This window comes from Streptomyces sp. NPDC002643 (assembly GCF_053592555.1).
This window is the reverse complement of the sequence record NZ_JBSFVY010000002.1, coordinates 285118-311824: the sequence shown is the minus strand read 5'-3', so window position 1 is coordinate 311824 and position 26707 is coordinate 285118. Positions and strand designations below refer to the sequence as shown.

The 26707-nt window shown below is 69.9% G+C and carries 22 protein-coding genes, 2 tRNA genes and 1 pseudogene; 15 read left to right on the top strand and 10 right to left on the bottom strand.

The window, feature by feature from the left end; genetic code table 11:
* Positions 1-191: 191 nt before the first annotated feature.
* The gene (locus ACWD4G_RS04085; RefSeq protein WP_451290616.1) at positions 192-2276 is read left to right on the top strand and encodes a putative bifunctional diguanylate cyclase/phosphodiesterase; all 2085 of its coding nucleotides are present in this window, start codon (positions 192-194) and stop codon (positions 2274-2276) included.
* 104 nt (positions 2277-2380) lie between these two features.
* Here ACWD4G_RS04085 and ACWD4G_RS04080 read toward each other — a convergent pair whose 3' ends face one another.
* The 3 genes and pseudogenes from ACWD4G_RS04080 to ACWD4G_RS04070 all read right to left on the bottom strand — a co-directional run.
* Positions 2381-3478: an LLM class flavin-dependent oxidoreductase gene (locus tag ACWD4G_RS04080; protein WP_451290615.1), complete on the bottom strand. Its 1098-nt coding sequence runs from the start codon at positions 3476-3478 to the stop codon at positions 2381-2383.
* A 356-nt stretch (positions 3479-3834) separates the two neighbouring features.
* A complete protein-coding gene (locus tag ACWD4G_RS04075) occupies positions 3835-4566 on the bottom strand; it encodes a maleate cis-trans isomerase family protein (RefSeq protein ID WP_451290614.1) in 732 nt (243 codons plus the stop codon).
* Positions 4563-4727, bottom strand: a pseudogene (locus ACWD4G_RS04070) (decarboxylase); the annotation flags it as partial. The pseudogene ACWD4G_RS04070 and the gene ACWD4G_RS04075, both read right to left, overlap by 4 nt.
* 138 nt (positions 4728-4865) lie before the next feature.
* Here ACWD4G_RS04070 and ACWD4G_RS04065 point away from each other — a divergent pair.
* The 7 genes from ACWD4G_RS04065 to ACWD4G_RS04035 all read left to right on the top strand — a co-directional run bounded on the left by ACWD4G_RS04065 (position 4866) and on the right by ACWD4G_RS04035 (position 10430).
* The gene (locus ACWD4G_RS04065) at positions 4866-5816 is read left to right on the top strand and encodes a D-2-hydroxyacid dehydrogenase (protein WP_451290763.1); all 951 of its coding nucleotides are present in this window, start codon (positions 4866-4868) and stop codon (positions 5814-5816) included.
* Between the two features lie 233 nt (positions 5817-6049).
* Positions 6050-6985 (top strand): ectoine/hydroxyectoine ABC transporter substrate-binding protein EhuB, encoded by a 936-nt coding sequence (ehuB, locus tag ACWD4G_RS04060; protein WP_451290613.1) that lies wholly within the window; start codon positions 6050-6052, stop codon positions 6983-6985.
* A complete protein-coding gene (gene ehuC / locus ACWD4G_RS04055) occupies positions 6982-7776 on the top strand; it encodes an ectoine/hydroxyectoine ABC transporter permease subunit EhuC (protein ID WP_451290612.1) in 795 nt (264 codons plus the stop codon). The genes ehuB and ehuC overlap by 4 nt, the downstream gene beginning before the upstream one ends.
* The gene (gene ehuD / locus ACWD4G_RS04050) at positions 7773-8423 is read left to right on the top strand and encodes an ectoine/hydroxyectoine ABC transporter permease subunit EhuD (protein WP_451290611.1); all 651 of its coding nucleotides are present in this window, start codon (positions 7773-7775) and stop codon (positions 8421-8423) included. The genes ehuC and ehuD overlap by 4 nt, the downstream gene beginning before the upstream one ends.
* Positions 8424-8433: 10 nt before the next feature.
* Positions 8434-9252: an ectoine/hydroxyectoine ABC transporter ATP-binding protein EhuA gene (ehuA, locus tag ACWD4G_RS04045; RefSeq protein ID WP_451290762.1), complete on the top strand. Its 819-nt coding sequence runs from the start codon at positions 8434-8436 to the stop codon at positions 9250-9252.
* A 213-nt stretch (positions 9253-9465) separates the two neighbouring features.
* Positions 9466-10224 (top strand): IclR family transcriptional regulator, encoded by a 759-nt coding sequence (locus tag ACWD4G_RS04040; RefSeq protein ID WP_451290610.1) that lies wholly within the window; start codon positions 9466-9468, stop codon positions 10222-10224.
* 132 nt (positions 10225-10356) lie between these two features.
* Positions 10357-10430, top strand: a tRNA-Lys gene (locus tag ACWD4G_RS04035).
* A gap of 125 nt (positions 10431-10555) precedes the next feature.
* Here ACWD4G_RS04035 and ACWD4G_RS04030 read toward each other — a convergent pair.
* From ACWD4G_RS04030 to ACWD4G_RS04000, 7 genes are all read right to left on the bottom strand, one after another.
* Positions 10556-11209, bottom strand: coding sequence for a response regulator (locus tag ACWD4G_RS04030; RefSeq protein ID WP_451290609.1), 654 nt, complete (start codon positions 11207-11209; stop codon positions 10556-10558).
* Complete coding sequence (locus ACWD4G_RS04025) at positions 11194-12471, bottom strand: sensor histidine kinase (protein ID WP_451290608.1); 1278 nt, start codon at positions 12469-12471, stop codon at positions 11194-11196. The genes ACWD4G_RS04030 and ACWD4G_RS04025 overlap by 16 nt, the downstream gene beginning before the upstream one ends.
* A 101-nt stretch (positions 12472-12572) precedes the next feature.
* Positions 12573-14258, bottom strand: a complete 1686-nt coding sequence (locus ACWD4G_RS04020; protein WP_451290607.1) for an AMP-binding protein — start codon at positions 14256-14258, stop codon at positions 12573-12575.
* 88 nt (positions 14259-14346) lie between these two features.
* On the bottom strand, positions 14347-14817 hold the full coding sequence (locus tag ACWD4G_RS04015) for a hypothetical protein (RefSeq protein ID WP_451290606.1): 471 nt from the start codon (positions 14815-14817) through the stop codon (positions 14347-14349).
* Positions 14818-15019: 202 nt separating this feature from the next.
* Entirely contained in the window at positions 15020-15625 is a 606-nt protein-coding gene (locus ACWD4G_RS04010) for a lytic polysaccharide monooxygenase auxiliary activity family 9 protein (protein ID WP_451290605.1), read from the bottom strand.
* 99 nt (positions 15626-15724) lie between these two features.
* Positions 15725-16870 (bottom strand): SPFH domain-containing protein, encoded by a 1146-nt coding sequence (locus ACWD4G_RS04005; RefSeq protein ID WP_451290604.1) that lies wholly within the window; start codon positions 16868-16870, stop codon positions 15725-15727.
* A gap of 681 nt (positions 16871-17551) precedes the next feature.
* A complete protein-coding gene (locus tag ACWD4G_RS04000) occupies positions 17552-19045 on the bottom strand; it encodes a peptidoglycan-binding protein (protein WP_451290603.1) in 1494 nt (497 codons plus the stop codon).
* Between the two features lie 729 nt (positions 19046-19774).
* Between ACWD4G_RS04000 and ACWD4G_RS03995 the strand changes: the two genes are divergently transcribed.
* From ACWD4G_RS03995 to ACWD4G_RS03965, 7 genes are all read left to right on the top strand, one after another.
* Positions 19775-20212, top strand: coding sequence for a hypothetical protein (locus tag ACWD4G_RS03995; protein ID WP_451290602.1), 438 nt, complete (start codon positions 19775-19777; stop codon positions 20210-20212).
* A 1-nt stretch (position 20213) separates the two neighbouring features.
* Positions 20214-20846: a hypothetical protein gene (locus ACWD4G_RS03990; RefSeq protein ID WP_451290601.1), complete on the top strand. Its 633-nt coding sequence runs from the start codon at positions 20214-20216 to the stop codon at positions 20844-20846.
* 108 nt (positions 20847-20954) lie between these two features.
* Positions 20955-21581 carry a hypothetical protein gene (locus ACWD4G_RS03985; RefSeq protein WP_451290600.1) on the top strand — a complete coding sequence of 209 codons (627 nt, stop codon included), beginning with the start codon at positions 20955-20957 and terminating at the stop codon, positions 21579-21581.
* A gap of 101 nt (positions 21582-21682) precedes the next feature.
* Positions 21683-22126: a hypothetical protein gene (locus ACWD4G_RS03980; protein ID WP_451290599.1), complete on the top strand. Its 444-nt coding sequence runs from the start codon at positions 21683-21685 to the stop codon at positions 22124-22126.
* A gap of 63 nt (positions 22127-22189) precedes the next feature.
* Positions 22190-22266: transfer RNA gene (locus tag ACWD4G_RS03975), tRNA-Lys, on the top strand.
* A gap of 447 nt (positions 22267-22713) precedes the next feature.
* Positions 22714-24729, top strand: coding sequence for a glycosyltransferase family 2 protein (locus ACWD4G_RS03970; protein ID WP_451290598.1), 2016 nt, complete (start codon positions 22714-22716; stop codon positions 24727-24729).
* Positions 24726-26663, top strand: a complete 1938-nt coding sequence (locus ACWD4G_RS03965; protein ID WP_451290597.1) for a galactose oxidase-like domain-containing protein — start codon at positions 24726-24728, stop codon at positions 26661-26663. The genes ACWD4G_RS03970 and ACWD4G_RS03965 overlap by 4 nt, the downstream gene beginning before the upstream one ends.
* Positions 26664-26707: the final 44 nt, after the last annotated feature.

Here is a 26707-nt window from a genome sequence, read left to right as displayed (position 1 = left end):
CTGTCAGATCGGGTCGTTGTTCAGGGAGACTGGAGAGTGGCTAGAAGGCCCTGGGGCCAGCCTCTATGATCGGCACACTTTCCTGCACGGACACGGCTTGAGCGCCCCGACGTACGTTGTTCGGCCGCTCCGACGACACAAACGAGATCCGTACGAACACGAGTGCACTGCGGGAGCGAACGGTGAGCGGAATGTCCCACGGGCAGGCGCCCGCGGCAGACCTCGTCCGGGTGACGGTCACAGAGCGTCACGTCAATGCTTCAGGTGCGGCGGCCGTTCAGGCGTCCGAGCAGTCATCGGTCCAGGGGTCGGTGCAGGAGACCGCAGCGGCCTCGGTCCCCCTGCCCGTGATCTCCCCGGCGGAGGGCGGCGACGGCGCCGACGCGCCCGTCACCACGGGCTTTTCCGGCAGGTCGGCGGTGACACCCGCCGTTTCCCCCGTCGAGGCCCTGGTCGGCCCGCCCGCCGCGCCGGCCCTCCCCGCCGCCTTCTCCGCCGCGCCGCTCGCCATGGCGGTCGTGGACCGGGAGGGGCGGATCGCCGCCGCCAACGGCGCGCTGGGGACGCTCCTCAGCGCCGACGCGGAGACGTTGGTGGGGCGGGTCGCGGCCGATCTGGTGGACCTCGCGGCGGACACCCGCACCTGGCACGCCTACCGGGAGGTGCTGCGCGGGCGGCAGGCCCGGCTGCGCTGTACGCGACGGCTCAAACAGCCGGACGGGGCCGCGCTGTGGGTGCAGGTGTCGGTGGCTCCGCTGCCCGAGGAGGAGGGCGCGATCCTCCTTTCCGTCGCCGACGTCAGCGTAAACCGGCAACTTCAAGCCAGGCTCCAGCACTTGCAGATGCATGACCCGGTGACCCGGCTCCCCAACCGCGCCCTCTTCTTCGAGCGGCTCGCCGCCGCCCTGGAGCGGGACGCCTACGACGAGGCCGGCACCGGGCGGATCGGTCTGGTCTATCTGGACCTCGACGGGTTCAAGGCGGTCAACGACACCCTCGGCCATCGCGTCGGCGACCGGCTGCTCGCCGCCGTCGCCGAACGGCTCACCCGGTGCGCCGAGGCCACCGCGCAGGGCCGTACGGCGGGCGGGGCGGCGATCGGGGCACCGCTGGTCGCCCGGCTGGGCGGGGACGAGTTCGCCCTGCTCGTCGAGGACTCCACCGGCACCGAGCAACTCGCCGACCTCGCCGAGGCCGTGCTCCGGAGCCTCCAGGCCCCCTTCGACCTCTCCGGTCAGCGGCTGTCCGTCTCCGCCTCCATCGGCGTCGTCGAACGGCAGTCGGCGAGCACGACGGCGACGGGGCTGATGCAGGCCGCCGATACGACGCTGTACTGGGCGAAGGCCGACGGAAAGTCCCGCTGGACCCTGTTCGACCCCGAGCGCAACGCGCACCGGATGACCCGTCAGGCCCTGTCCTCCACGCTGCGGGCGGCCATCGGGCGGGGCGAGTTCGTGCTGGAGTACCAGCCGCTGGTGGGCATGGCCGACGGTGAGGTGCACGGGGTCGAGGCGCTGGTGCGCTGGCACCATCCGCAGTTCGGCGTATTGGCGCCGAATCGGTTCATCTCACTGGCGGAGGAGGACGGTTCGATCGTCCAGCTCGGGCGGTGGATTCTCGGCACCGCCTGCCGTCAGGCCCGGCGCTGGCAGCTCGACCATCCCGACCGGGCGCCGATCTTCGTCAGCGTCAACGTCGCCGTACGGCAGGTCTGGGACTCCGATCTCGTCGCCGATGTCGCCGAGATCCTCGCGGAGACCGGGCTCGCCCCGCACCTGCTCCAGGTGGAGCTCACCGAGTCCGCGCTGATGGGCTCCGCCGGGCGGCCCCTCGAAGCGCTCCAGGCCCTCAGCGACATGGGCGTCCGTATCGCCATCGACGACTTCGGCACCGGGTACTCCAACCTCGCCTATCTGAGCCGACTGCCGGTGTCCGTACTGAAGTTGGACGGGGCGTTCGTACGGGGCTTCCAGGGCGCCGGGGTGCAGGGCGGGGCCGGTACGGGTGTGCGGGGCGGAGTGGGGGCCGGGCCCGGGACGGGGGCGGGTGATCACGGGCAGCCGAACGCCGCCGACGAGATCATCGTCGAGGCGCTCGTGCAACTCGCGCACCGGCTGGGGCTGAGCGTCACCGCCGAGGGGATCGAGACCGACGCCCAGGCCTCCCGGCTGCGCCGGCTCGGGTGCGACACCGGGCAGGGGTGGCTGTACTCCCGCGCGGTGTCACCGGAGCGGATCGCCGCGCTGCTGGGGGCCGCGGCCTGTCCTCGGGCCTGAGCACCAGTCGGGTGGGCCCGAGGAGCGACCGGTCGCTCCGTGGTGCCGTTCAGTTGTCGATCGGGCGGTATCAGTTGTCGGTCGGGCGGTCGGTTGTCGGTCGTTCAGTCGTCGGTCGGGTGCGGCAAGTCGTAAGCGTGCGCGATCAGTTCGTAGGAGCGTAGGCGCAGGTCGGGGCTGTGGGCGTGGGTGGTGAGCATCAACTCGTCGGCGCCCGTGCGCTTCTGGAGGTCGTCGAGGCGGGTGCGGACCTCGTCGATGGTGCCGTGGACGACGTCCGCGTTCCAGGAGTCGATGAAGTCCTGTTCGACCACGCTGAATTCGTACGCCTCCGCCTCCTCGGGGGTGGGGACGAGGCCCGGGCGGCCGGTGCGCAGCCGGACCATGTTCAGGGCGGCCGCCCTCACCTGGCGGCGGGCGTCCTTCTCGTCGTCCGTCGCGAGGGCCGAGACGGCGATCAGGGCGTACGGGGTGTCGAGGGCCGCGGAGGGGCGGAACGACTCGCGGTAGAGGTCCAGCGCGGGGATCGTGTTGCGGGCCGAGAAGTGGTGGGCGAAGGCGAAGGGGAGGCCGAGTGCGCCGGCCAGGCGGGCGCTGAAGCCGGAGGAGCCGAGCAGCCAGACCGGGGGGCGGTGCGGGGACTGTATGCCGCCGGGGGATGTGCCCTGGATCGGGCCCGGGACGGCGTGGATACGGCGGTAGGGGTGGGCGTCGGGGAAGTCGTCGTCCAGGAAGCGGGTCAGCTCCGCGAGTTGCTCGGGGAAGTCGTCGGCGCCCTCGTGGAGGTTGACGGTGCGGCGGAGGGCGGCGGCGGTGGGGCCGTCTGTGCCGGGGGCTCGGCCCAGGCCGAGATCTATGCGGCCGGGGGCCATCGCCTCCAGGGTGCCGAACTGTTCCGCGATGACCAGTGGGGCGTGGTTGGGGAGCATCACGCCGCCTGAGCCGAGGCGGATGCGGGTGGTGTGGGCGGCGAGGTGGGCGAGGATCACCGCCGGGGAGGAGGAGGCCACGCCCGGCATGGAGTGGTGTTCGGCCACCCAGTAGCGGTGGAATCCGGTGCGCTCGGTTTGACGGGCCAGGGTGACGCTGGTCTGGAGGGCCTGGGTGGCTGTGCGGCCGGCGCCTACGGTGACCAGGTCCAGGACCGAGAGGGGGACGGGGGCCGAGCCCTTGGCTTCGCCTCGGATCTCGTCTGTGGTCACGGGGGTGTCCTCCTGGGGTGTGTCCGTGTGGTGCGGGGTGTGTCTTGCGGGAACAGGAGGGTGGCTCCGGTTATTTCCGCCCCCCGCCGCCCCTACCCGTCCCGTCCCAGGGGGCTGCGCCCCCATGCCCCCCTGGGCGGCTTGAGTGTCGGGTGCGGGTGGGTGGGGGCTGGTCGCGCCCGCGCGGCGGAGCCGCACATCAGATACAGCCCCGCGCCCCCCAAAAAAGCAGCGGCATGCGTCGCGCCCGGGGGTTGCAAGCGCGCCCCCTGCGCCCTCACCGCCCCTCGCCCCTCGCCCCTCGCCCCCGACGACAAAGACACCGGCACCGGCACCGGCACCCGATGCAACCCCCGCTACACCTGCACGATCGGCTCCCTCGTGAACAGGGCGCCCAATTGTGGGGCGTTGACCCTTCGGTCTGTCAGCCTCAGGGCTTCCCAGACCGAGACCTGGTGGGCGGTGAGAACCGGTTTGGTCAGGTGTTGTTCCAGGGTTTGGATGTGGGAGGCGGTGTGGAGGGCCGTGTCGGGGAGGAGTAGGGCGTCGGCGGCCTCGTGGTCCGCTGTGTGGGCGATCGTCAAGGTGTCGTGGATGCCCCAGGTCGAGACCTCCGCCGCCGTGGCGATGCCCGAGGAGTGGAGGGAGACGACCTCCAGGCCGGCCGCCGCCAGGAAGTCCACGAAGAGTTGGGCCACGTCCTCGGGGTAGGTCGCGGCCACGGCCACTCGGCTCGCGCCGATCTCCTTCGCCGCGTGGACGAAGGCGAAGGACGTGGACGAGGCCGGCATTCCCGCCGCGCGGGCCAGGGTGCGGATCTGGTCCTGGGCGCCCTCGTGGCCGTAGACGAAACTGCCGCCCGTGGAGGCCCAGACGACGGCCTCGGCGCCGGTCAGGCGGAGGGCCTCGCAGCCGGCGGCGAGGCGTTCGGGGGTGCCCGTCTCGCGCAGGGCGTCCATGTGGTGCGCGTCCTCGCCGGTGTCGATGTGCACGACGTCCACCCGGATGTCGCTGCCCAGCAGTTGCTCGATCCGCGGGAAGTCGTCCTCGGCGGAGTGGCCCGGGTAGAGGAAACCGAGTGCGGTCATGCCCAACCTTCCTGTTCTTCCGGCGGTACCGGCGGTGGCGGAACGGGGCCCGCACCGAACGACGGCCTGGCCGACTCGTCGAACAGAGCCTGGTACGGCCCCACTGCCCGGGTACCCAGGTGACGCGGCGCGGCCCACATCGTCACCTGGTTGGCCGAGAGCCGCCCGCCGCACGGAGAGGGAGGCGCGGACGGCGGACCGTACGGAGCCGTGTTGACGAAGGTGGGTTCGGGTGCGAGCGTGGTCGATCGGCACTGGTCGGACGTGGGGAACGCACTTCACGGGGATGGAATGGGGCGATCGGGCTGCCGTCTACTCTGCTCGTTCTCGATGCCGAACCCCTGCCCCGGCTGGGGCGGCTGACCGGGCGGGTGACCGTCGAGCACGCCGACGCGTCGACGCTGGCCGAGCGGTTGCCGTATGCCGACGCGCTGCTGGTGTGGGACTTCACCTCGCGGGCGGTACGGGAGGCATGGCCGGGCGACGGGCCCCGGCCGCGCTGGGTGCACACCGCGAGCGCCGGCGTGGACCATCTGCTCTGCCCCGAACTCATCGCCTCCGACACGGTGGTGACGAACGCGCGCGGTGTGTTCGAGGAGCCGATCGCCGAGTACGTGGGCGCGCTCGTGCTGGCCATGGCGAAGGATCTGCCGCGTACCTGGGAGCTCCAGCGGGAGAGGCGGTGGCGGCATCGGGAGGGGCTGCGGGTGGCCGGGAGCCGGGCGTGTGTGGTCGGGTCCGGGCCGATCGGGCGGGCCGTGGCGCGGTATCTGGCGGGGCTCGGGGTGCTCACGGCGGTGGTGGGGCGGGAGGCGCGTCCCGGTGTGTACGGTCCCGCCGATCTCGACCGGCTGATGGCCCGCGCCGACTGGGTGATCGCGGCGGCGCCGCTGACGGAGTCGACGTACGGGATGTTCGACGCCCGGCGTTTCGGGGTGATGCAGCCCTCGGCGCGGTTCATCAATGTGGGGCGTGGGCCGCTCGTGGTGACGGAGGCGCTGGTCGAGGCGTTGCGGAAGCGGTGGATCGCGGGGGCCGCGCTGGATGTGTTCGAGCGTGAGCCACTGGGCCGGGACGACCCCTTGTGGGAGGTGCCCGGCCTGATCGTCTCTCCTCACATGAGCGGTGACACCGTGGGGTGGCGCGATGAACTCGGGCGCCAGTTCGTGGAGTTGTACGAGCTGTGGGCGGCGGGGCGGCCGCTGCCGAACGTGGTCGACAAGCGGCGCGGGTACGTACCCGGCCACTGAACCGGGCGCTGGGAGGGTAGGCGCCGCCGTCGTGGCTGATCGCCGTCGCGGCGGGAACGAACCATGGCGCCGGGCTCTCTCGGGTGTGTCCGAGCGGTCCCTTCCCCGCGCGTCTGCCCAGTGTCGGGCGGCTCAATCGCGGCTGTTTCGGTCCGTTTCGGCTGTCGGGCCCCTGCGTGAAGGACCCGAAAAGATACGGCATATCCGGGGGCGGGTCGGGTAGCCGCGCGGCCATGGTTCGAGTGCAGGGAAGTGAGACAGGTCCATGGGGTGGCGGCAGACCCCCCGTACGTCGGCGTTCTTTGCTGTCGGGCGCTGCCGCGCTGGTCACCACCGGTGCGGTGGTCGGCGGCAGCAGTGGATGCAGCCGGGTGGCGACCGCCGACAGCAACGACGGGGGGCATCTGCTGGACCAGTTGCGGGCCAAGGGCACCGTGAAGCTGGGCATCGCCGGTGAGCAGCCGTACGGGTACATCGGGACGGACGGTGAGATCACCGGGTCCGCGCCCGCCATCGCCACCCGGATCTTCCGGCGGCTGGGCGTGGAGAGCGTCGAGCCGTTCCCCACCGAGTTCGGGTCGCTGATCTTCGGGTTGAACTCGCTGCAGTTCGACGTGGTCGCCGCCGGGATGTACATCAACCCGGAGCGCTGTGAGCAGGTGCTGTTCGCGGACCCCGAGTACCGGATGCGGGACGCGTTCATCGTGCCCAAGGGGAATCCGAAGCGGTTGCGTACCTACGCCGACATCGCTCGGACCGGGGCCCGGATGGCCACCGGGATCGGCTTCGCGGAGATCGACTACGCCAAGGCCGCCGGGGTGAAGCGGATCAGCACCCTGCCGGATCAGCTGGCCGGTCTCCTCGCCGTCGAACAGGGGCGGGTCGATGTGTTCGCGGGGACCGCCGTCGCCGTGCGCAATGTCGTCGAGCAGACGAAGAGTACGAAGGCGGAGGCGACGGAGGAGGTCACTCCGTATGTCGACGGTGAGCCCGTCGTCGATGTCGGGGGGTTCGCGTTCCGGCTGCCCGAGCGGAATCTGCGGGACGCCTTCAACCGTGAGCTGCACAAGATGAAGCGCACCGGCGAACTGCTGGACGTCATGCGGCCCTTCGGCTTCACCGAGGACCAGATGACCGACGTCAAGGCCGAGGAGAAGTGCCGCTCATGAGCGACTTCAGCTTCAGTCAAGGTCTGTGGGAGCTGCTGCTGCGCGGGATCTGGATCACCGTCCAGCTGACCGTGTTCAGCGCGGCGCTCGGGGCCGTTGTCGCCTTCGTCGTGGGGCTCGCCCGTACGCATCGGCTGTGGATCGTACGGTTTCTGGCGGGTGCGTACTTCGAGATCTTCCGTGGGACGTCCGCCCTGGTGCTGATGATCTGGGTGTTCTTCGTGGTGCCGCTGACGCTGGGCTGGCAGCTGGTGCCGATGTGGGCCGCCGTACTGACGCTGGGCTGTACGTACGGTGCGTACGGCTCGGAGATCGTGCGGGGCGCGGTGGCGGCGGTGCCGGTGGCGCAGCGCGAGGCGGGGGTGGCGCTGAGCTTCACACCGGGGCAGCGGCTGCGGAGGATCGTGTTGCCGCAGGCCTGGCCCGAGATGGTGCCGCCGTTCTGCAATCTGCTGATCGAACTGCTCAAGGGCACGGCCCTGGTGTCCGTCCTCGGGGTCGCCGACATCACCTTCGCCGCCCAGCTGGTGCGCAACGCCACCGGGCAGAGCGCGCCGGTCTACACGGTGGTCCTCGTCATGTACTTCGTGCTGGCCTTCGTGATCACGCGGGTGATGCGGCAGGTGGAGCGCCGGGCGAAGGCGGGGGTGGGCCGGGCGCCGGTCAAGGGGGTCCCCGGGCCCCGGAAGCCCCTGGCCGCGGCCGGATCGTCCGCCGCCGCCGCGTCATCGGCGTCATCCGCGTCATCCGCGGCCTCCGTCACCCCGTCGTCCCCCGGAGGTTCCTCATGAGCTGGGACTGGTCCACCTTGGACGAGTTCATGCCGGTCTTCCGGGACGGCGTGCTGGTCACGCTGCAGGCGCTGCTCGGCGGTTCGCTGCTGGCGTTCTCGCTCGGGCTGGTGTGGGCGCTCGCCCAGCGGTCGCCGCTGAGGGTGGTGCGCTGGCCGGTGACGGCGGTCACCGAGTTCGTCCGCAACACCCCGCTGCTCGTCCAGCTGTTCTTCCTCTTCTACGTCCTGCCCGAATGGGGTCTGACCCTCTCCGCGCTGGCCACCGGCGTCCTCGGCCTCGGTCTGCACTACTCGACGTACACGGCCGAGGTGTACCGCGCCGGGATCGACGGTGTGCCCGCCGGCCAGTGGGAGGCGGCGACCGCGCTCAGTCTGCCGAGGTCGCGGACCTGGATCGCGGTGATCCTGCCGCAGGCGCTGCGCCGGGTCGTACCCGCCCTCGGCAACTACGTCATCGCGATGCTGAAGGACTCGCCGATGCTGATGACCATCGGTGTGCTCGAAATGCTCGGCGAGGCCCGCCAGTTCGGCTCACGGACCTTCGAGATGAACGAGCCCGTGGTCGCCGTCGGCATCGCCTTCGTCCTGATCGCCTACCCCGCCTCCCTCCTCCTGCGAGCCCTGGAGCGTCGTCTTGTCCGCTGACACCCCGCTGATGAAAGACCCCGAGCCCAACCCGGGCACCGATACCGAGCCCCACCCGGGCGCCGAGTCCGAGTCCCCCGTCGATCGTCCGGTGGGCGAGCTGATCCGTTTCGAGAACGTCGTCAAGCGTTTCGGCGGCACCACGGTCCTCGACCGGCTGAGCTTCTCCGTCGACGCGGGCAAGCACGTCACGCTGATCGGGCCGTCCGGGTCCGGCAAGACGACGATCCTGCGGTTGCTGATGACCCTGACCAAGCCCGACGAGGGAACGATCACGGTCGGCGGGCGGCGGCTGTATCCGGCGAGCGAGAAGGAGTGCCGGGAGGTCCGCAAGAACATCGGGATGGTGTTCCAGCAGTTCAACCTGTTCCCCAATATGCGGGTGCTGCGCAATATCACCGAGGCACCGGTCAACGTCCTCGGCCTCGGCAAGGACGAGGCCGAGCAGCGTGCCCGGGAACTGCTCGACCTGGTCGGGCTCGCCGACAAGTGCGACGCCTACCCGACCCAGCTCTCCGGAGGCCAGCAGCAGCGCGTGGCGATCGCCCGCGCCCTCGCGATGCGCCCCCAGGTACTGCTTCTCGACGAGGTCACCTCCGCACTCGACCCCGAACTGGTCGCGGGCGTCCTCGACCTGCTCAGGGACATCGCCCGCACCACCGACATCACCATGCTCTGTGTCACCCATGAGATGAACTTCGCCCGGGACATCTCGGATCAGGTTCTGATGTTCGATTCCGGACAGGTGATCGAATCCGGCAGCCCGGAGAAGATCTTCGGCGACCCCGAACAGGAACGCACGCGGGAGTTCCTCAGCGCGGTCCTCTGACTACGGCATGTGAACGGACACGAGGCTGGGAACGCGCAAGGTCGGACGAGCGAGCCATGACTCTGACATATGCCAGAGGGTTGGTCCGGCTGTTGAGAGGCCCGTGGGTGGACGGAAATTCTCGCGAACAACCCCTGCGCGGGCGCCTCTTGGGCCGTATCGTGGTGGATGGCAAGCTGTCCGAAAAACGGCCCGAGAAGCGCAGGGGGAACCGTGGCGCTCAAGCACGAGCCGACCGCCCCGTACCACTCCGCCCAGGACGCCCTCCGTGTCCTGGAGACGGTGGCGCGGCACCCAGACGGCGTCACCGACGCCGAGATCGCCCGTCGCACCGGCGTCGGCAGCGAGCGACTGACCGCGCTGCTGCGGATGCTGCGCCGCGAGGGGTATGTCGAGCAGACCACCGACGGCGCCTATGTCAGCGGCGCCGCACTCGCCCGGCTCAGCTCCGCCCAGGGTCATGACCAGGCCCTGGCCGAGCAGCTTCAGCGCACCCTCGACCGGCTGCGCGACTCACTGGGCGCCGCCGTCTACATCAGCCGGTACCAGGACGGGGAGATCCAGGTCACCGGGGTCGCCGAGGGGCCCGCCACACCCGCCGTGCACCAGTGGGTGGACTTCCGTTCCGCCGCCCACGCCACCGCCATCGGCAAGAGCCTGCTGGGCCAACTCGACCTCAACGCCCGCCGCGACCACCTCTCCCGCCACCGGCCGGCCCGGCTCACCTCCCGGACGATCACCAGCGAGAAGGTGCTGCTCAGCAAACTCGACGCCCAGTCCCCAACCGTCCCCGTCCTCGACCTCCAGGAGTACGCGCCGGGCACGGTCTGCGCGGCCGTCCCCATCACAGCGGGCTCCTCGGTCGGCTGCCTCGCGCTGTCACTCCCACTGGAGCACGCGCATCGGCTCCGCCATGCCGCGCAGACCTTGAACCGGGGGGCGGCGCCGGTGCTGCTGTCGTTGGCGATCTAGGGCCACGCCCTGGAGACGCCCTCCGGCGTTCGCCAGAGATCCACGTCACGTTTATCCGGTCGAGGGCACCCCTCCGGACCAGGTAGTATTTTCCCTGTCGCCAGCCGTGAAAGCGGGACGGCGACAGAGTCTGCGCCGCTAGCTCAGTTGGTTAGAGCAGCTGACTCTTAATCAGCGGGTCCGGGGTTCGAGTCCCTGGCGGCGCACGATGACGATGGCGAGGCATGTTCGCGGAAAGCGCGAACATGCCTCGCCATCGTCGTTATTGCGCGGCTTCGCCGCGCGTCGCGGTGGCTTCGCCACCCGCACCCCCCTTACCGCCGTGCGGGCCTCAGCTGCGCAGATAGGCGAGCACCGCCAGCACCCTGCGATGGGTCTCCTCCGCCGGAGGCAGCTCCAGCTTCGCCAGGATGTTGCCGATGTGCTTGCCGACCGCCGCCTCGGTGACGACGAGGTCGCGGGCGATCGCCCCGTTCGACTTCCCCTCGGCCACCAGCGCGAGCACCTCCCGTTCCCTCGGGGTCAGCGCCGCCAGCGGATCACGGCGCCGCCGCAGCAGCTGTCGTACGACCTCGGGGTCCACGACCGTGCCCCCGGCCGCGACCCGCTCCACCGCCTCCGCGAACTGTTCGACCTGGCCGATGCGGTCCTTGAGGAGATAGCCGACGCCGGTGCCGTCACCGGTGTCCAACAGCTCGGCGGCGTAGGCGCGTTGGACGTACTGGCTGAGGACCAGGACGGGGAGCGCCGGGTTCGCCGCGCGCAGTTCGAGGGCTGCGCGCAGGCCCTCGTCGGTGAGGCCCGGCGGCATCCGCACATCGGTGACGACGAGGTCGGGGGTGTACGACACCACGGCCGATGTCAGCGCCTCCGCGTCCCCCACTGCCGCGACGACCTCGTGCCCGAACCGGGTCAGGACGCCCACCAGCCCCTCCCGCAGCAGCACGCTGTCCTCGGCGAGCACGATCTTCAGCGCTGTGCGCACGGGATCTCCAGGGAGAGGACGGTCGGGCCGCCGGGCGGGCTGTGGACGGTCAGTGTGCCATCGAGTACGGCGAGGCGATCGGCGAGCCCGGTCAGACCCGTGCCCCGGGCCGGGTCCGCGCCGCCGGTGCCGTCGTCCCGTACCTCCACCCGCAGCCGTCCGTCCGCGTACCGCCCGGTGATCCACGCCCGCGCCGCCCCGCTGTGTCTGACGACGTTGGCGAGCGCCTCCCGGACCGCGAAGTACACGGCGGACTCGACGGACTCGGCGAACCTCGGCAGTTCCGCGTCCAGTTCATCCAGTTCGACCGGTACGGCGCAGCGGTCGGCCGCGTCGGCGAGGGCGTCCGGGAGGCCGTAGTCGGCGAGGACCTGGGGGTGGATGCCGTGGATCAGCTCGCGGAGTTCGGTGAGGACCCGGTCCGCCTCCTGGTGGGCGGCGGTGAGCCGGTCGGCCAGTTCGGGTGGGGCGTCGAGACGGGCCAGGCCCAGGGTCATGCCGAGTGAGACGAGCCGCTGCTGAGCCCCGTCGTGCAGATCCCGTTCGATCCTCCGCCGCTCCGCCTCGAACGCGGCCACCAGCCGGGCCCGCGACCGTGTCACCTCGACCAGCCTGCGCTCGGCCTCGGCCTCACCGGGCGCCAGCGACAGCCGGGCCAGCGCGGCACGGGCTCGGGCGTACCGGACGAGGGGCCAGGCAAACACGAGGAGGAGGGCGGCGCCGAGAAGCACGCAGAGCAGGGCCTGGCCGTAGGAATCGATCAGCCAGAGTTTGGCGATCCGGGTGTCACCGCTGGTGCTGTCGCTCAACGCCAGCTGCGCGGGCGCCCCGATCATCGCGCCGGGCAGGCCCAGCGCCCCGAACAGCACCAGCGCGTCCAGCGGCCACAGCGCGAAGCCGAGCGCCACGGTGTACGCCAGCTCCCGCCAGGTCGCCCGTTCGGTCAGCCGCAGCCGGGCCCAGGCGGCGAGACCCGGCTCGGCGGGGGTCGCGTGGGGGTCGGGGAGGAGGGGTGCGCTGTCGGCGAGGGTCAGCCGACGGCGTTCGAGGGCGCCCACGGGTACGCCGGACAGTACGGCGAGGGCCAGCAGCGGCAGGCCCACCAGGACCGGGGCCAGGGCGAGGCCGAGGGTGAGCAGCAGCAGGAGGGCCACGAGCAGGACGAGGCCCATGAGCACGCCGGTGAGGAGATAGGCCACGGCTCGGGGCACATCTCGTACGTACCGTACGTACCGCACGTCCCGCACGACCGTTCGGATCATGGAGTCACGGTAGGCGGCGGTGACGGGGAAGGGCCATGGGGGCAGGGGGCGTACCGGAGGTAGGGCTGGGCCTACCTGGCTACCTGCCTCGTCCGCAGCTCCTACCTCCTCAGCAGTTCCTCCCTGCCCCGCGCCCGGAATTCGCCCACCAGCCTCGCCCGGTCCACCGCCGTGAACCTGCGGTACGTCCACTTGCCCGGTGGGCGCCACCAGACCGGGTCGGGGCAGCGGAAGCCCTCTCGACGCAGCGCGGCCCGCTGGATCTTGTTGGTGGCGGTGACCGGCATCGCGGGGACGACCCGGATGAAGCGGGGGCTCATCTTGGTGCCCAGGTCCGGCTGGGAGAGGAGGAACTCCATGAAGGATCTCGGGTCGAAGGTGCCCGCGATGGTGGCCATGACCTGGTCGCCAGCGACCGGGTCGGGGACGGCGTAGACGGCCACGGCGTCGGCGCCCTCGTAGCGGGCGAGGATGTTCTCGATGACGGCGGCGGCGAGGTTCTCGCTGTCGACGCGGAGCCTGTCATCCGCGCGGCCCGCGAAGTAGAGGAAGCCTTCGAGGTCGCGGTAGAAGAGGTCGCCGGTCCAGTACCAGCCGGAGCGGCGGCGGGCCGCGTCCGCCTCGGGGTTGCGCCAGTAGCCCTCGAAGGGGTTGGGGCCACGGTTCACCAACTCCCCTATGGCCACGGTGCCGTTGAGCAGGGTGCCGTCCTCGTCGAACGCCGCCGGTGGGCACTCCCATCCCGTCGCCGGGTCGACCACCACGAGGTCGTCCGTCGGTGCCGCCCGGCCGATCGCCCCCGGTGGCGCTCCGGGCGTCCACTGGATCGCCGCCCCGCCCTCGGAGGACCCGTAGCCCTCCACCAGCCGTACCCCGAACCTCTTCTCGAACGCCGCCGCGTCCACCGCCCCGGCCTCGGTGCCGAAGCCCATGCGCAGGGGGTTGTCGTGGTCGTCGGGGCGGGGCTCGGTGGCCAGGATGTACTGCACGGCCCGGCCGACGTAGGTGAAGTAGGTGGCCCCGAACGTCCGTACGTCGTCCAGGAAGCCGGAGGCCGAGAAGCGGCGGCGGAGGGCGATGCCCGCGCCTGCGGCCAGCGCGGGCGCCCAGTCGGCGATCACCGCGTTGCCGTGGAACATCGGCATGCAGATGTAGTGGACGTCGTCGCGTCGCACCCCGAAGCGGTCCACCAGCGCCCGTCCGGCCGCCGCGAGCCGCCCCTGCGAGCAGATCGCCGCCTTGGGGGCGCCCGTGGAGCCGGAGGTGAAGTAGAGGAGGAGGCGGTGGGCGGGGGTGGCCCGGGTCGTCGGCTCGGGTGCGGCGTCGGCGTAGGGGGTCAGGAGGTCCTCGTACGGCGGGGTGTCGGTCACCAGGACGCGTACTCCCCCACGCTCGGCTCCGCTCGCGCGGGGGGACCCCCATGGGAGTTCGAGGCCGGCGAGGAGAGGGAGGTGGGCCTCTTCCGTGACGAGGACCCGGCACTCGGTGTGCAGGATGTCGCGGGCCAGTTCGGGGCCCCGGCGGGTGGGGTTGATCCCGGCGACGGCCGCGCCCGCGAGGGCCGCCGCGCTCAACCACAGGGGGAACTCCGGGGTGTTGTCGAGGAGAACGCCGAGGTGGGGTTCGGCGTCGGGTGGCAGCAGATCGGCCAGCAGCGCCGCGCGGGCGGCGGCCCCGGCCGCGACCTCGTGATGGGTCAGCACCCTGTCCTCGAACCACAGCCCGGGCCGATGGTCACCCCACCGGCCGGCGACGAGCTCCGCGACCGTACGCCCAGTGGACTCCATGGGGACGCACGGTAGTTGACGGATCGTCAGATGGGGAGGGGCTTGCCAGACTGGAGGGGCATGGAGGTCGCAGCCCGCCCGGTCGGGGTCACGGGGTGGGGTACGTCGGGTCCGTGGCGAACTGGTGGTACGTGATCATGAAGCCGACACAGAAGACGAAGGCCACGCTGAGGAAGGCGAGGAGGCCGAAGCTCGCCGCCGCCTGCTTGAGCCGCTGGCCGGGGGCGTGGGCGGTGGCCACCACGTGGGGGCCGTCGGTGTAGTAGACGGTGACGAAGTCGCCCTCGACCGTCGTCAACGGGCCGTACTCCTCCTCGAAGCGGACGGCACGCCCGTCGTGCGTCTTGAACTCGTACACGTGGTGGATCGTGCTGTGCACGGCGCTGTTGTGCCCCGCGCCCCTGCTGACCGTGGTGAACGCCTTCAGACAGCGGCCCTCCGCCGTCAGCCCGCTGTTCCAGGCGCTGCGGATCTGGAACCAGCGGCGCGTGATGCGGTACGCCATGAAGGCGATGACGGCCATCATGACCGCCGGGATGAGGTAGAAGGCGAAGTCCATCGGTGTCCCCCGGGGTTCGGCGACCGCCCTGGTCGGCGGTGTGTGGGGGAACGTACCCGTCCGGGTGCGCCCGTCAGCTCAAGGGATGCTCAGAACTCGCGCACGCGTGCCGTATCCGCGTGCGCCGGTCGGACGGCGCACGCGGAATCCACCCATCGGCGGTCGGGCAGGCATGCCGTCACGCGGTCGGGCGGTCGGGCGGTCAGAACGTGACGTCCGAGCAGGCGTAGAACGCGTTGCCGGTGTCGGCGATCGTCCAGACCGCGAGGATGACGTGGTGGCCGCTCAGACCGGACGGCAGGCGTCCGGTGTGGGAGAGGGTGGCCGGTGGGCGCTGGCCGTTGTAGGGGACGGTGAAGAACGGGGTGAGGTTGAGGTCGGAGCGGGCCAGGGCGTGGTTCTGGTTCCAGCCCTGTTTGGTGACGTAGTACGTGAAGTCGGTGGTGGCGTGCATGGCCGTGAACTGCCAGCGGAACGTGTGGTTCTGGCCTCCCGTCACCTGGGTGGTGGGCCAGGCGCCGCCGCCCGGCTTGGTGGGTGAGTCGAGCTGACCGAACCTGCTGTGTCCTGCGGAGCAGATCTGGCCGTCAGCCGGCCCTGAGCCTGGGAAGCCCTTCGGGCCCTCCACGCTCTGCGGCTCCCATTGGATGTCGCCGCAGTTCGTGACGGTGCCGTTCTGACAGAGCTTCTGCCGACTGACGGGGAGATCGGTGTAGCCGTGGCCGGAGGCGCCCGGGCTGGAGAGGACGAGGGCGCCGGTGGTGACGAGGCCGACGGCGAGGGCGGAGCACTTGGTCTTTCTACGCATACTGCCGCTCCCTGGAGAATGTGGGGGTGTTCCAGGTCTAGACCAAGTTCCAGATTATGGGCGGCGAGTGAGCATGTCCATACCAATCAACGGCCCCGTTCATGACGAGACTTCACGGCGGCCCGTGTAGAAGGCGACGGTCAAGTCCTTCACCAGCGCCTTGCGTTCGTAGTCGTCGAGTTCGACCAGACCGCGCATGGTCAGCCGGGTCACCGTGTCCTCCACGGAGTCGACGACCGAGGTGAGCACGGTGTCCCGGTGCTGGGCGTCGAGCGCGGCGATCCGGCGGCGCTGCATCACGGCGGCCACCTCGGGCGCGTAGTCGATCCGGGTCGGCTGGGCCGAGTACACCTCGATGCCGACCGGGGCCGTGTCCGCGACCACCAGCCGGGTCAGCGCCTCGCCGACCGCCTCGGTGTTGCGCAGGGTCGCGTCCCGCACCAGCGCGCCCGGCGTCGCGTCCGCCGGAAGCTGGGACAGCACCCGGGACAGGGCGGCCTCCACGCACTCCCGCAGATACTGCTCGTGGTCCTCGACGCCGAGCACGGCCCGCGCGGTGTCCCGCACCCGCCAGGCCACCAGGACGACGACCCGCAGCGCGACCCCGCCCGCGTCGACGGCCGGCATCGGCTCGCTCCGCCAGTGCCGCAGCCGTACGTCGACCCGGCGGCGCAGCACGAGCGGGTTCACCCAGAGCAGTCCGGTACGGCGGACCGTGCCCCGGTAGCGCCCGAAGAGGCCGAGCACCCAGGCCCGCCCGGTCCTGCCCCGTGCCAGACCGCCGAACCCGAACAGGGTCAGCGCCCCGGCGCCGGTGTACGCCGCCCACTGCGCCGGGCCGAGTCCGGCACCGGCGTGCGCGGCCGGAAGCCCCAACGCCCGTACGGCCATGCCGGGCAGCGCGCCGGCCCACCACGAGGTGAGGACACAACCGGCCAGTCCGCACGCCCCGCCCAGCACACCGATCCCACCGGGCCACACCCGCGCGGGCCGCTCCACCAGTTCGGGGTCCACCTCCACGGTCGGCCTCGGCTTCACCGCTCCCGGGCCGCGCCGCACCCTCGGCTGCTCGCCGGTGCCGCGCCGCCGGCCGACGACGGCGGGGGCGACCGGTACGGAGAACGGCGCCGGGTCGTCGCGGAACAGCAGATGGACGGGGATCTCGGTCGTGACCTCGTTCTGAATGAGCCGAGCGGGCCGCGCCGCCCCCTCCGGCTCAGGACTGGATGAGGTGGTCGTACTCATACGTGCCTCCATGCCTCCGCGCAGGAAGAACCGTGGTGAGAGGGGGATTGGGGGGGCGTGCGGGGGTGGGCCGACGAGGGGGGTGGGACGGGTCGGCTCGGCGAAGGGGCCGAGGTCGGTTGGGGGGAGTCACGGGGCGGGTCGGGTCGAGCGGGGGCGGTCGGGTCAGCCGGGGTGGCCGGGGCCAGTCGGGGTGGCAGGGGCCCGTCGGGTTCAGCCGGATGTCGTCAGGGGCCGGTCGGAGGCCAGTCGGGGTGGGCCGGGCGGCGGCCGGGGTCGTGGGGGTTTGGTCGGGGCCAGTCGAGGTGGGCCGGGGGGCGAGTCGGGGTCGCAGGGGTTCGGTCGGGGTGGACCGGAGGTCGGTCGGGGGCCAGCCGAGGGGAGCGAGTCGGGTTCGGCTCGGGGGCGAGTCGGATTCGGTCAAGGCCAACTGGAGTCAGGCAGGTTCGGCGGGGTTCGGTCGGGGGCCAGTCGGCTGCGGCCGGGGGCTGTCAGGTGTCGGTTGCACTTCGGTCAGGGGCCGGTCGGGTTCAGCCTCGGGGCTGGTCGGGTGGGCCGAAGGCCGACCGGGGCCACCGGGGTCGGCCAGGGTCACCGGGGCCGACCGGAGTCGGTCAGGTCGGCCGGAGTCGGCCAGGGACTCCGGGGTCGGCCGGAGTCGTCAGGTCGCCCAAGGCCCGGTCAAGAGAAGAGGCGGCGCCAGGTTTCCGGTCCCGGGTAGCCGTCCGCCGCGCCTCCCCGCCAGCCCTGGGCCCGCTGGAAGGCCTCCACGTTCCGGCGGTCCGACTCGTCCCAGCGGGAACCCGGAGGGGACGTGTAGTACTTGCCGAAGCCCTTCTTGATCAGCTGTTTCCCCAGGCGGGTGATATGGGCGTTGTCCGCGCCGGGGCGGAACATGCCGCGGCCCGGGTAGGGCGGCACGGAGGTCCCGGACGGGCGAGGCGTCGCGGGTCTGCCGGCGGGGCCGGCGCTCCCGGGCGGTGGGATGTCGCGCCCCTTCCCGTTCACCAGGTACGACCAGGTCGTCGGCCCCGGCAGCCCGTCCGCGTCCCGGCCCGACCAGCCCTGGGCCCGCTGGAAGGCCTGGGTCGCCCTGCCGTCGGCCGCCGTCCAGCGCGGCCCCGGCCCCTCGCGGTAGAAGCGGCCCCCACCGCGCTCCACCAGCAGCTGCCCCAACCGGGTGACATGGCGGTTGTCGGCGCCGGGCCCGAAGTAGGCGGCCCCCGGATAGCGGTCGTCCCGGTCGGCACCGGCGGAGCCCTTGGCCCCCGGGGCCTCGGCGGAACCGGGCTCACCCGTGGCGTCCGGCCCGGACGGGGAGTCGACGGTGCCCGTCTTGCCGTCCGCCGTGCCCTCGCCCTCGCCCTCGCCCTCCTCGACCAGCCCCTTGTAGCGGTACGGCACATAGCGGCTGGAGTTGTTCCAGTAGCTGTACGGGGTGACCAGCCTGCGGGCGTGCGGGCGGGTCGACTCGTAGGCGATGTACTCGGTGTGCGTGTCGTCCGTCCAGCCGCCGAAAATTACTACGTGCGAGCCCTTCTGAGGGTCATTCGGATTATGGAAGAGCAGCATGTCCCCGGGTTCGAGATCGTCCTTGGAAATGCGCTCGGCGAACTTGTCGAGGCTGCCCGTCCACTCGTTCCCCGGCAGTTTCCAGGCCATGGAGACAAAGCCCGAGCAGTCCTGCCGATAACCGTCCGACCAGTATTCCGTCATGCTGTACGGCACCTCGGCGACGATCCAGGTCCGGGCCCGCCGGATGATCTCCGCCCGGGTGATCGGCGGTGTCTTCAGCTCCTCTGGCGGCTTCTCCGGGTCCGCCGGCCGCCCTCCGGGACCGTGCAGCGGAGCCTTCTTCCCCTGCGGGGTACGGGGCTGCTCATCTGCGGGAACGCTCGCACGGAGGGCCATGGGACGAGTCATGGGGAGGGTCGCGGGCAGCTCCTCGGGCCGGGTCTGCGGGCCCGCCTCGGGGGCCGCCGCGACCGCCGGGACGACCTGCCCCGCACCGAGCGCCGCACCGGCCGCGGTGGCCACGACGATCGCGTTCCGGACCGCGGGCCGGCCCAGATGGACGCATCGGGCCGAGTACGGCACAAGCCGACGCCGATGAACACAACCGGGGCACTCGCAATCGCCCCCGGGATCGACTTCCTCGAATACCGGAGCGTCCATACGATTCCCCTCGCGGACCGGGCGACGAATTCCAGGGTTCTGCACGACCGCCAGTTTCCCAACTGTCTCCCGGTGTCGCATGCTGACGGTCCAAATGATGTACGCCGTCCCGCCGGGCCCCGGGCGCCGCTCACCTCCGTCGGCCCGACCGGTTCACCAAAGAAATGCAAAATCGGGCCCCGGGCTCATGGTTACCGGACGGTTGAGTAAGTTGAGGGAAGGTGACTGCTCAGTAGAGTTTCGAACATTGCGTTCTCGCTGCCATGCGCTTGACGGTCGAGTTCCCGGGCTGCATGATCAACGACTGAGTAAGAGCCGCATCACCCCCCACCCCACTTCACCGAAGCGTCTCCGAAGACCCCCCACCCCCCACCTCCTTTCTTCGCGAGCACTCCCCCTTCAGGCATGCCCTGATTTCAGGTAGCCGCTTCCTTTCCCATAACCCCTTCCGGCGCTTCGCCATGCCCTTTCCCGGGCGCGGAAGGGGCCTTCGGCATGCCCGGAAACACCAATTCCAGCTACCTCAAACAAAGCTCAAAAGACGGTTCTTGAAGTCTTGACTTCCCCTCCTCACGCGATCCATATTGATGCCCGCCGGACGACGGGTTCGCCGAACAAGTCGCCCGCCACACAGGGCTGTTGGCAGCCCTCACGCTCCATTGAATGACCACCCCCCATGGAATTCGGCCCTCGCGCGAGGTCCGTTTTCAGGAGCTCAAGGAGACAGACGTGGCGATCGCATTCCCCCACAAACGCAGGACGGCACTGGCCGCTCTCGCGATGGCCGCCGCGGCGGCCACCACGATCACGCTCCCCGGTACGGCCGAGGCCCAGTCGGGCTCCCGTATCTGCGGCAACTACTGGGAGGCCAGGGCAAACGGCAAGACCGTCGGGATCATGGCCAAGGTCCTTGAGGTGCCCAAGACCGACTTCGGTATCTGCCTGCGCGTCATCGACAAGACCAACAGCATCAACGGCCGGGAGCTCCCGGGCTACGGCAAGGTGACCTGGAACCCCCGGCAGCCCATGCGCTCCTGGACCTGCGAGGAGGCCGGCAACCTGTTCCAGGGCAAGTACGGCTGGGACCCCTGCCTGACCATGAACCGGGTGGACCTGATCCACCAGGTCGCCGGCCGTACGCCCGCCGAGTGGTCGCAGGTGTACTGACATGCGTCTACGAGTGTGGCAGCGGGTTCTGATGTGCGGAGCCCTTGCCGTCGCGACGGCCGTCTCCGCGACCGGCACAGCGGAAGCGGCGACCGCCTGTTACAGCCAGAGCTATTCCGACGGCGCGCGGATCGTGCCCGGCACCGGTGGCGGAAACGTGACCCGCGCCATCACCCGGCAGCGGGCGGGCAACACGTGGGACGACTGGGTATGGCGCGGCACCGAGTTCGTGTGCCCGAGGGGCCGGACCTGCCAATACTCCTGGAACCATTCGAAGTCGACGGTCACCGGTTGGGCCATCGGCGGCGGCACCGATCTCGGCAACACCAGCTCGCCCACCAAGAAGTGGTACAACGCCCTTGTCTCACTGGTCGGCGGATACCAGAAGAGCACCGAGATCAACACCACCTTCGGCTGGACGGTGAACCTCAACGGCGGTGACGTGGCCCACCCCGTCCAGATCGCGGTCCGCCGCTGGACCCAGGGCGACTTCTCCGGCGGCTGGGTCAGAACGAACCGCGGCTGCCAGGGCGGCACCGTCTACGAGTGGAACGGCAACACCCGATTCGGCAACTGGACCCGCAACGTCTACGAGAAGGAAAGGGTCGGCTACGCCATCAACGGCCGTATCTGACCTCGCACATCACTCAACACGTTCCAGGAATTCCGAAGTACGGCGACCCAGGAATTCTGGAATTACGCGTCGACTGCACCCCCCCCCCGAAAGGAAAACACAGTGTCCATGAAATTGTGGCAGCGCGCCCTGATGTGCGGAACCCTCGCCATCTCGACGGCGGTCATCTCGACCGGCTCGGCGGAAGCGGCCACCCAGTGCTTCAGCCAGAGCTATTCCGACGGCGCGCGGATCGTGCCCGGCACCGGTGGCGGAAACGTCACCCGCGCCATCACCCGGCAGCGGGCGGGCAACACGTGGGACGACTGGGTATGGCGCGGCACCGAGTTCGTGTGCCCGAGGGGCCGGACCTGCGAGTACTCCTGGGAGCATTCGAAGTCGACGGTCACCGGTTGGGCCATCGGCGGCGGCACCGATGCCGGTAACGCCAGCTCGCCCTCCAAGAAGTGGTACAACGTCGTCCTTTCACTGGTCGGCGGGTACCAGAAGACCACCCAGATCAACACCACCTTCGGCTGGAAGGTGAACCTCAACGGCGGTGACGTGGCCCACCCCGTCCAGATCGCGGTACGCCGCTGGACCCAGGGCGACTTCTCCGGCGGCTGGGTGCGGACCAACCGCGGCTGCCAGGGCGGCACCGTCTACGAGTGGAACGGCAACACCCGATTCGGCAACTGGACCCGCAACGTCTACGAGAAGGAAAGGGTCGGCTACGCCGTCAACGGCCGTATCTGACCTCGCGGTTCGCCCCACACCCCCCACACCCCCCACACCTTCTCCCCGGGGCCGGCCACTCCCCCCTCCCCGGCCCCGGGGAGACACCCAAGGAGACAACCATGACGGTCATGCGCATCAAGCGCCGTACGGCTTCGCTCGCCGCCGCGGGTCTGGCGGCCGGGGCCCTGTTCGCGATCGCGGTTCCCGGAACGGCTGAGGCCCAGTCCGGCTCCCGTATCTGCGGGAACTACTGGAAGGGCTACTACAACAACGGTCAGCAGGAGGTCACCTGGGCGCGGGTGATCGAGGTGCCGAAGACCGACGGCGTCTCCTGCCAGCGGGCCATCGACCGGACCGACAGGGTCGGTAACCCGCCGGGCGAGATCACCAAGCTCGGCGTGACATGGGGCGCGCGGCAGCGACTGCAGAACGTGACCTGTGAGTGGTTCTCACAGGATCTGTTCGAGTCCAAGTACGGCGACGACGTCTGCAACAGCATGCAGCGCGCGGACAATGTCTGGCAGGTCAACGGCCGCACCCCCAGCCAGTTCTGGCTCAAGTAGGCGGCTCGTCCGGGGGTGCTCTGGTCGGGAGCACCCCCGGACACCCGGTAGAGTTCTTCTCGCGCGCCGCTAGCTCAGTTGGTTAGAGCAGCTGACTCTTAATCAGCGGGTCCGGGGTTCGAGTCCCTGGCGGCGCACCACCACCGAGAGGCCCCTCGCGAGAGCGGGGGGCCTTTTCGCGCTCCCTCCCCACTCCCCACAGATCCTCCACCGATGTCCCAATAACCGCGTATGACCGGTAAACACCGTGTTTCGCTCTTGCGATCAAGACGAACACCGTAGAACCCTGGGCCGTAAGAGACTGCGGGATACACGGCAGTTGGGGGGCTGTGGGCGTTATGCGTCCAGGGATGGGGATCGACGGCCCCCCGGCGCGCACACCTGTCGCGTGCGCCGGTCACGTACGCCTGGAAGCGATGCCGAGGGGGGCATCAATGGAACCGGAAGGCCGCCGTCCCGTGTCTTTATGGTGTAGATCACATGGTGACGACGATCCACCACTGATACGTCCGTAACGGTCGAGGGGGACCGAAACGGGCGGAAGACCGACTAACACACACACGCACGTGTGTGCGGGGGGATGACTCATGACGTCGACGCCGACGGGCGCCCGGCACCACCACGACTCGTCCGATACGACCCAGCTCAAGATGCCGTCACATCGGACCGGAGCCTTCCGAAAACTCAAGAAGAGCCTTCCCAGATACGACTACGAGCACTACAGCCGGCTCGCCGGGCCCCTCACTCAGCCCGATCCGACCAAGCCGTACAAGGTGCGCTACCGCTCCCTGATCTCCCAGGAGCCGCACCGCATCAGGATCGCGCTGATGCTGTTCGCCGCGCCGGTGCTCTCCCTCGTCCTGCTCGCCTGGCTGCTGCAGCCGGAGCACTGGACCAAGCGCGACTATCCCACGTACGACCTCCTGCCGGCCTTCGATCTGATCATGCTGGTCTCGATCGGGCTGATCGAGTTCTTCCGCTGCATGAACGTCCTGTCGAACGCGCACGCCACGCTGGTGGCCCGTGACCCGGTCCCGGTGGTTCCGGAGGTCGGCACCAGAGTCGCCTTCCTCACCTCCTTCGTGCCCGGCAAGGAGCCGCTGGAGATGGTGACGAAGACCCTGGAGGCGGCGGTCAAGCTGCGCCACCGGGGGCTTCTGCACATCTGGCTGCTCGACGAGGGCGACGACGCGGAGGTGAAGGCGGTCTGCGCGCGCCTGGGCGTGCACCACTTCTCCCGCAAGGGCATCGCGAAGTGGAACCAGCCCAAGGGCCCGCACCGCGCCAAGACCAAGCACGGCAACTACAACGCCTGGCTGGACGCCCACGGAGACGACTACGACTACTTCGCCTCCGTCGACACCGACCACATCCCGCTGCCCAACTACCTGGAGCGGATGCTCGGGTTCTTCCGCGACCCGGACGTCGGCTTCGTCATCGGCCCCCAGGTGTACGGCAACTACGACAACTTCGTCACCAAGGCCGCCGAGTCCCAGCAGTTCCTGTTCCACGCCCTGATCCAGCGCGCCGGCAACCGCTACGGCTCGCCCATGTTCGTCGGCACCTCGAACGCCGTACGGATCAAGGCACTCAAGCAGATCGGCGGCCTCTACGACTCGATCACCGAGGACATGGCCACCGGCTTCGAGATCCACCGCCACAAGAACCCGGCGACGGGCCGGAAGTGGCGCTCGGTCTACACCCCGGACGTCCTCGCGGTCGGCGAGGGCCCCAGCGCCTGGACGGACTTCTTCACCCAGCAGATGCGCTGGTCGCGCGGGACGTACGAGACGATCCTCAAGCAGTACTGGAAGGGCTGGTACTCGCTGCCGCCGACCAAGCTCTTCAACTACACCATGATGATCATCTTCTACCCGATGTCCGCCCTCAACTGGATTCTCGCGGCGCTGAGTTGCGCCCTGTTCCTGGGCGCGGGCGCCTCGGGTGTGAACATCGACCCGGTGGTGTGGCTGATGCTCTACGGCAACGCCTCCGCCCTGCAGATAGGCCTGTACGTCTGGAACCGCCGCCACAATGTCTCCCCGCACGAGCCGGAGGGCTCCGGCGGTGTGGCCGGCATGGTGATGTCCGCGCTGTCGGCGCCGCTGTACGCCAAGGCGCTGATCGATTCGGCGCTGCGCCGCAAGAGCAAGTTCGTGGTCACGCCGAAGGGCGACTCGGCGAGCCCCGACCGCTGGCTCGGCACCTTCCGCTACCACTGGTACTTCATCGCGATCTTCGGCGCCTCGATCGCCGCCGGTCTCGTCCTCGGCAACTCCCACCCGGCGATGATCATCTGGGCGACGTTCGCCATGCTGATCACCGCGTTCCCGATCTTCGTCTGGCGCTACATGCTGCGCGAGGACGCCAAGAAGGCCGCCGCCAAGGCAGCACTGCAAGGCTCGATGGTGGCGCCACCCGAAGCGGCCCCGGCACACCCCGCGCATCTCGCACACCATGCGCCGCCCCACTCACCGGGCGCCCCACACGCACCCCACGCTCCCCAGCACAAGCCGAGTTGGGCCGCGTCCGGGCCCGGCGGCGCGGGTAGCGAGCAGACCATGCAGATCGCCCTGGGCGGACTTGGGGGACGTAAGGAATGAAGGACCGTGCAGGCCGCCGCCGCGCCCGTCGTCTGGCGATCGGCGGGGCGGTGGTCCTCGCCCTCGCGGGGATGAACGGGCCCTGGTTGTACCGATTCGGCACCGAGCAGTACCACCAGTACAAGATCAACAGACCGGAGTACAAGGCCGAGAACGGGCACTGGCAGATCGTGGAGTTCCCGAAGGAGTACCGGCAGAACACGATCCACGCCGCGCTGCTGCACACCGGCAAGGTCCTGCTGATCGCGGGCTCGGGCAACGACCAGGACAACTTCGACGAGAAGAAATTCGACACCCGTGTCTGGGACCCGGTCGAGATGACCATCAAGAAGGTCCCGACCCCGGCCGACCTGTTCTGCACCGGCCACACCCAGCTGTCCAACGGCAATCTGCTGATCGCGGGCGGCACCAAGCGCTACGAGAAGCTCAAGGGCGATGTCACCAAGGCCGGCGGCCTGATGATCATCCACAACGAGAACCCCGACAAGCAGATGAAGCTGAAGCCGGGCACGAAGTTCGTCGGCAAGAAGAACGGCAAGACGTTCGTCCTGAAGGACGAGGTCACCCTCAAGAAGGCCACGAAGACCTTCGACCCGGACACCGGCAAATTCACCGGCAACAAGCCCGGGATCGCCCGCGCGTATGTCGAGGCCCAGCGCAGCGGCAAGAAGTACGAGACCGGCACCGAGGACAACTACAGCGTGGTGGGCCTCAAGGGCGCCGACGCCCGCAACACCTACGGCATCGCGCAGAAGCTCGCCCTCGACAAGAAGGACTTCCAAGGCATCAAGGACGCCTACGAGTTCGATCCGGTCGCCGAGAAGTACATCAAGGTCGACCCGATGAACGAGGCCCGCTGGTACCCCACGCTCACCACGCTCTCCGACGGCAGCGTCCTGTCGCTGTCCGGCCTCGACGAGATCGGCCAACTGGTCCCGGGCAAGAACGAGATCTACGACCCCGAGACCAGGTCCTGGACGTACACCAAGAAGGAACAGCAGTTCCCGACCTACCCCGCGATCTCCCTGATGCAGAACGGCAAGCTGTTCTACTCGGGCGCGAACGCCGGCTACGGCCCCGACAACATCGGCCGCGACCCCGGCATCTGGGACCTCAAGACCAACAAGTTCACCAAGGTCCCCGGGATGAGCGACAGCAAGCTGCTGGAGACCGCCGGCACGGTGTTGCTGCCGCCGGCGCAGGACGAGAAGTACATGGTGATCGGCGGCGGCGGGGTCGGCGAGTCGGAGCGGTCGAGCAGGAAGACGCGGGTGATCGACCTGCTGGCCGAGAGCCCGCGCTTTGTGGACGGCCCGTCGCTGGAGAAGGGCACCCGGTACCCCCAGGCCTCCATCCTCCCCGACGACACGGTCCTGATCTCGGGCGGCTCGGAGGACTACCGCGGCCGCGGCGACTCCAACATCCTCCAGGCCCGCCTCTACGACGCGAAGACCGGCGAGATGCGCCAAGTGGCCGACCCTCTGGTCGGCCGCAACTACCACTCCGGCTCCCTGCTCCTCCCCGACGGCCGCGTGGTCTTCTTCGGCTCCGACTCCCTGTACGCGGACGAGGCCAACTCCAAGCCGGGGGAGTTCGAGCAGCGGATCGAGATCTATACGCCGCCGTATCTGTACGGCGACGCGCGGCCGACGTTGTCGGGCGGGCCGAAGACGGTGAAGCGGGGCGGCACCGCGACGTTCAGCACACGGCACGCGTCGTCCATCAAGACGGCCCGTCTGATCCGGCCGAGCGCGTCGACGCATGTCACGGATGTGGATCAGAAGTCCATCGCGGTGGACTTCGAGACGAGCGGGGACGAGATCACGGTGACGGTGCCGGGGAATCGGAATCTGGTGCAGTCCGGGTGGTACATGCTGTTTGTGGCGGACGACGCCGGCGTACCGAGCAAGGCTCGGTGGGTGAAGGTGCCGTAGGGGGTTCGTTTTCGGGTGCGGGTGGGTGGGGGCTGGTCGCGCCC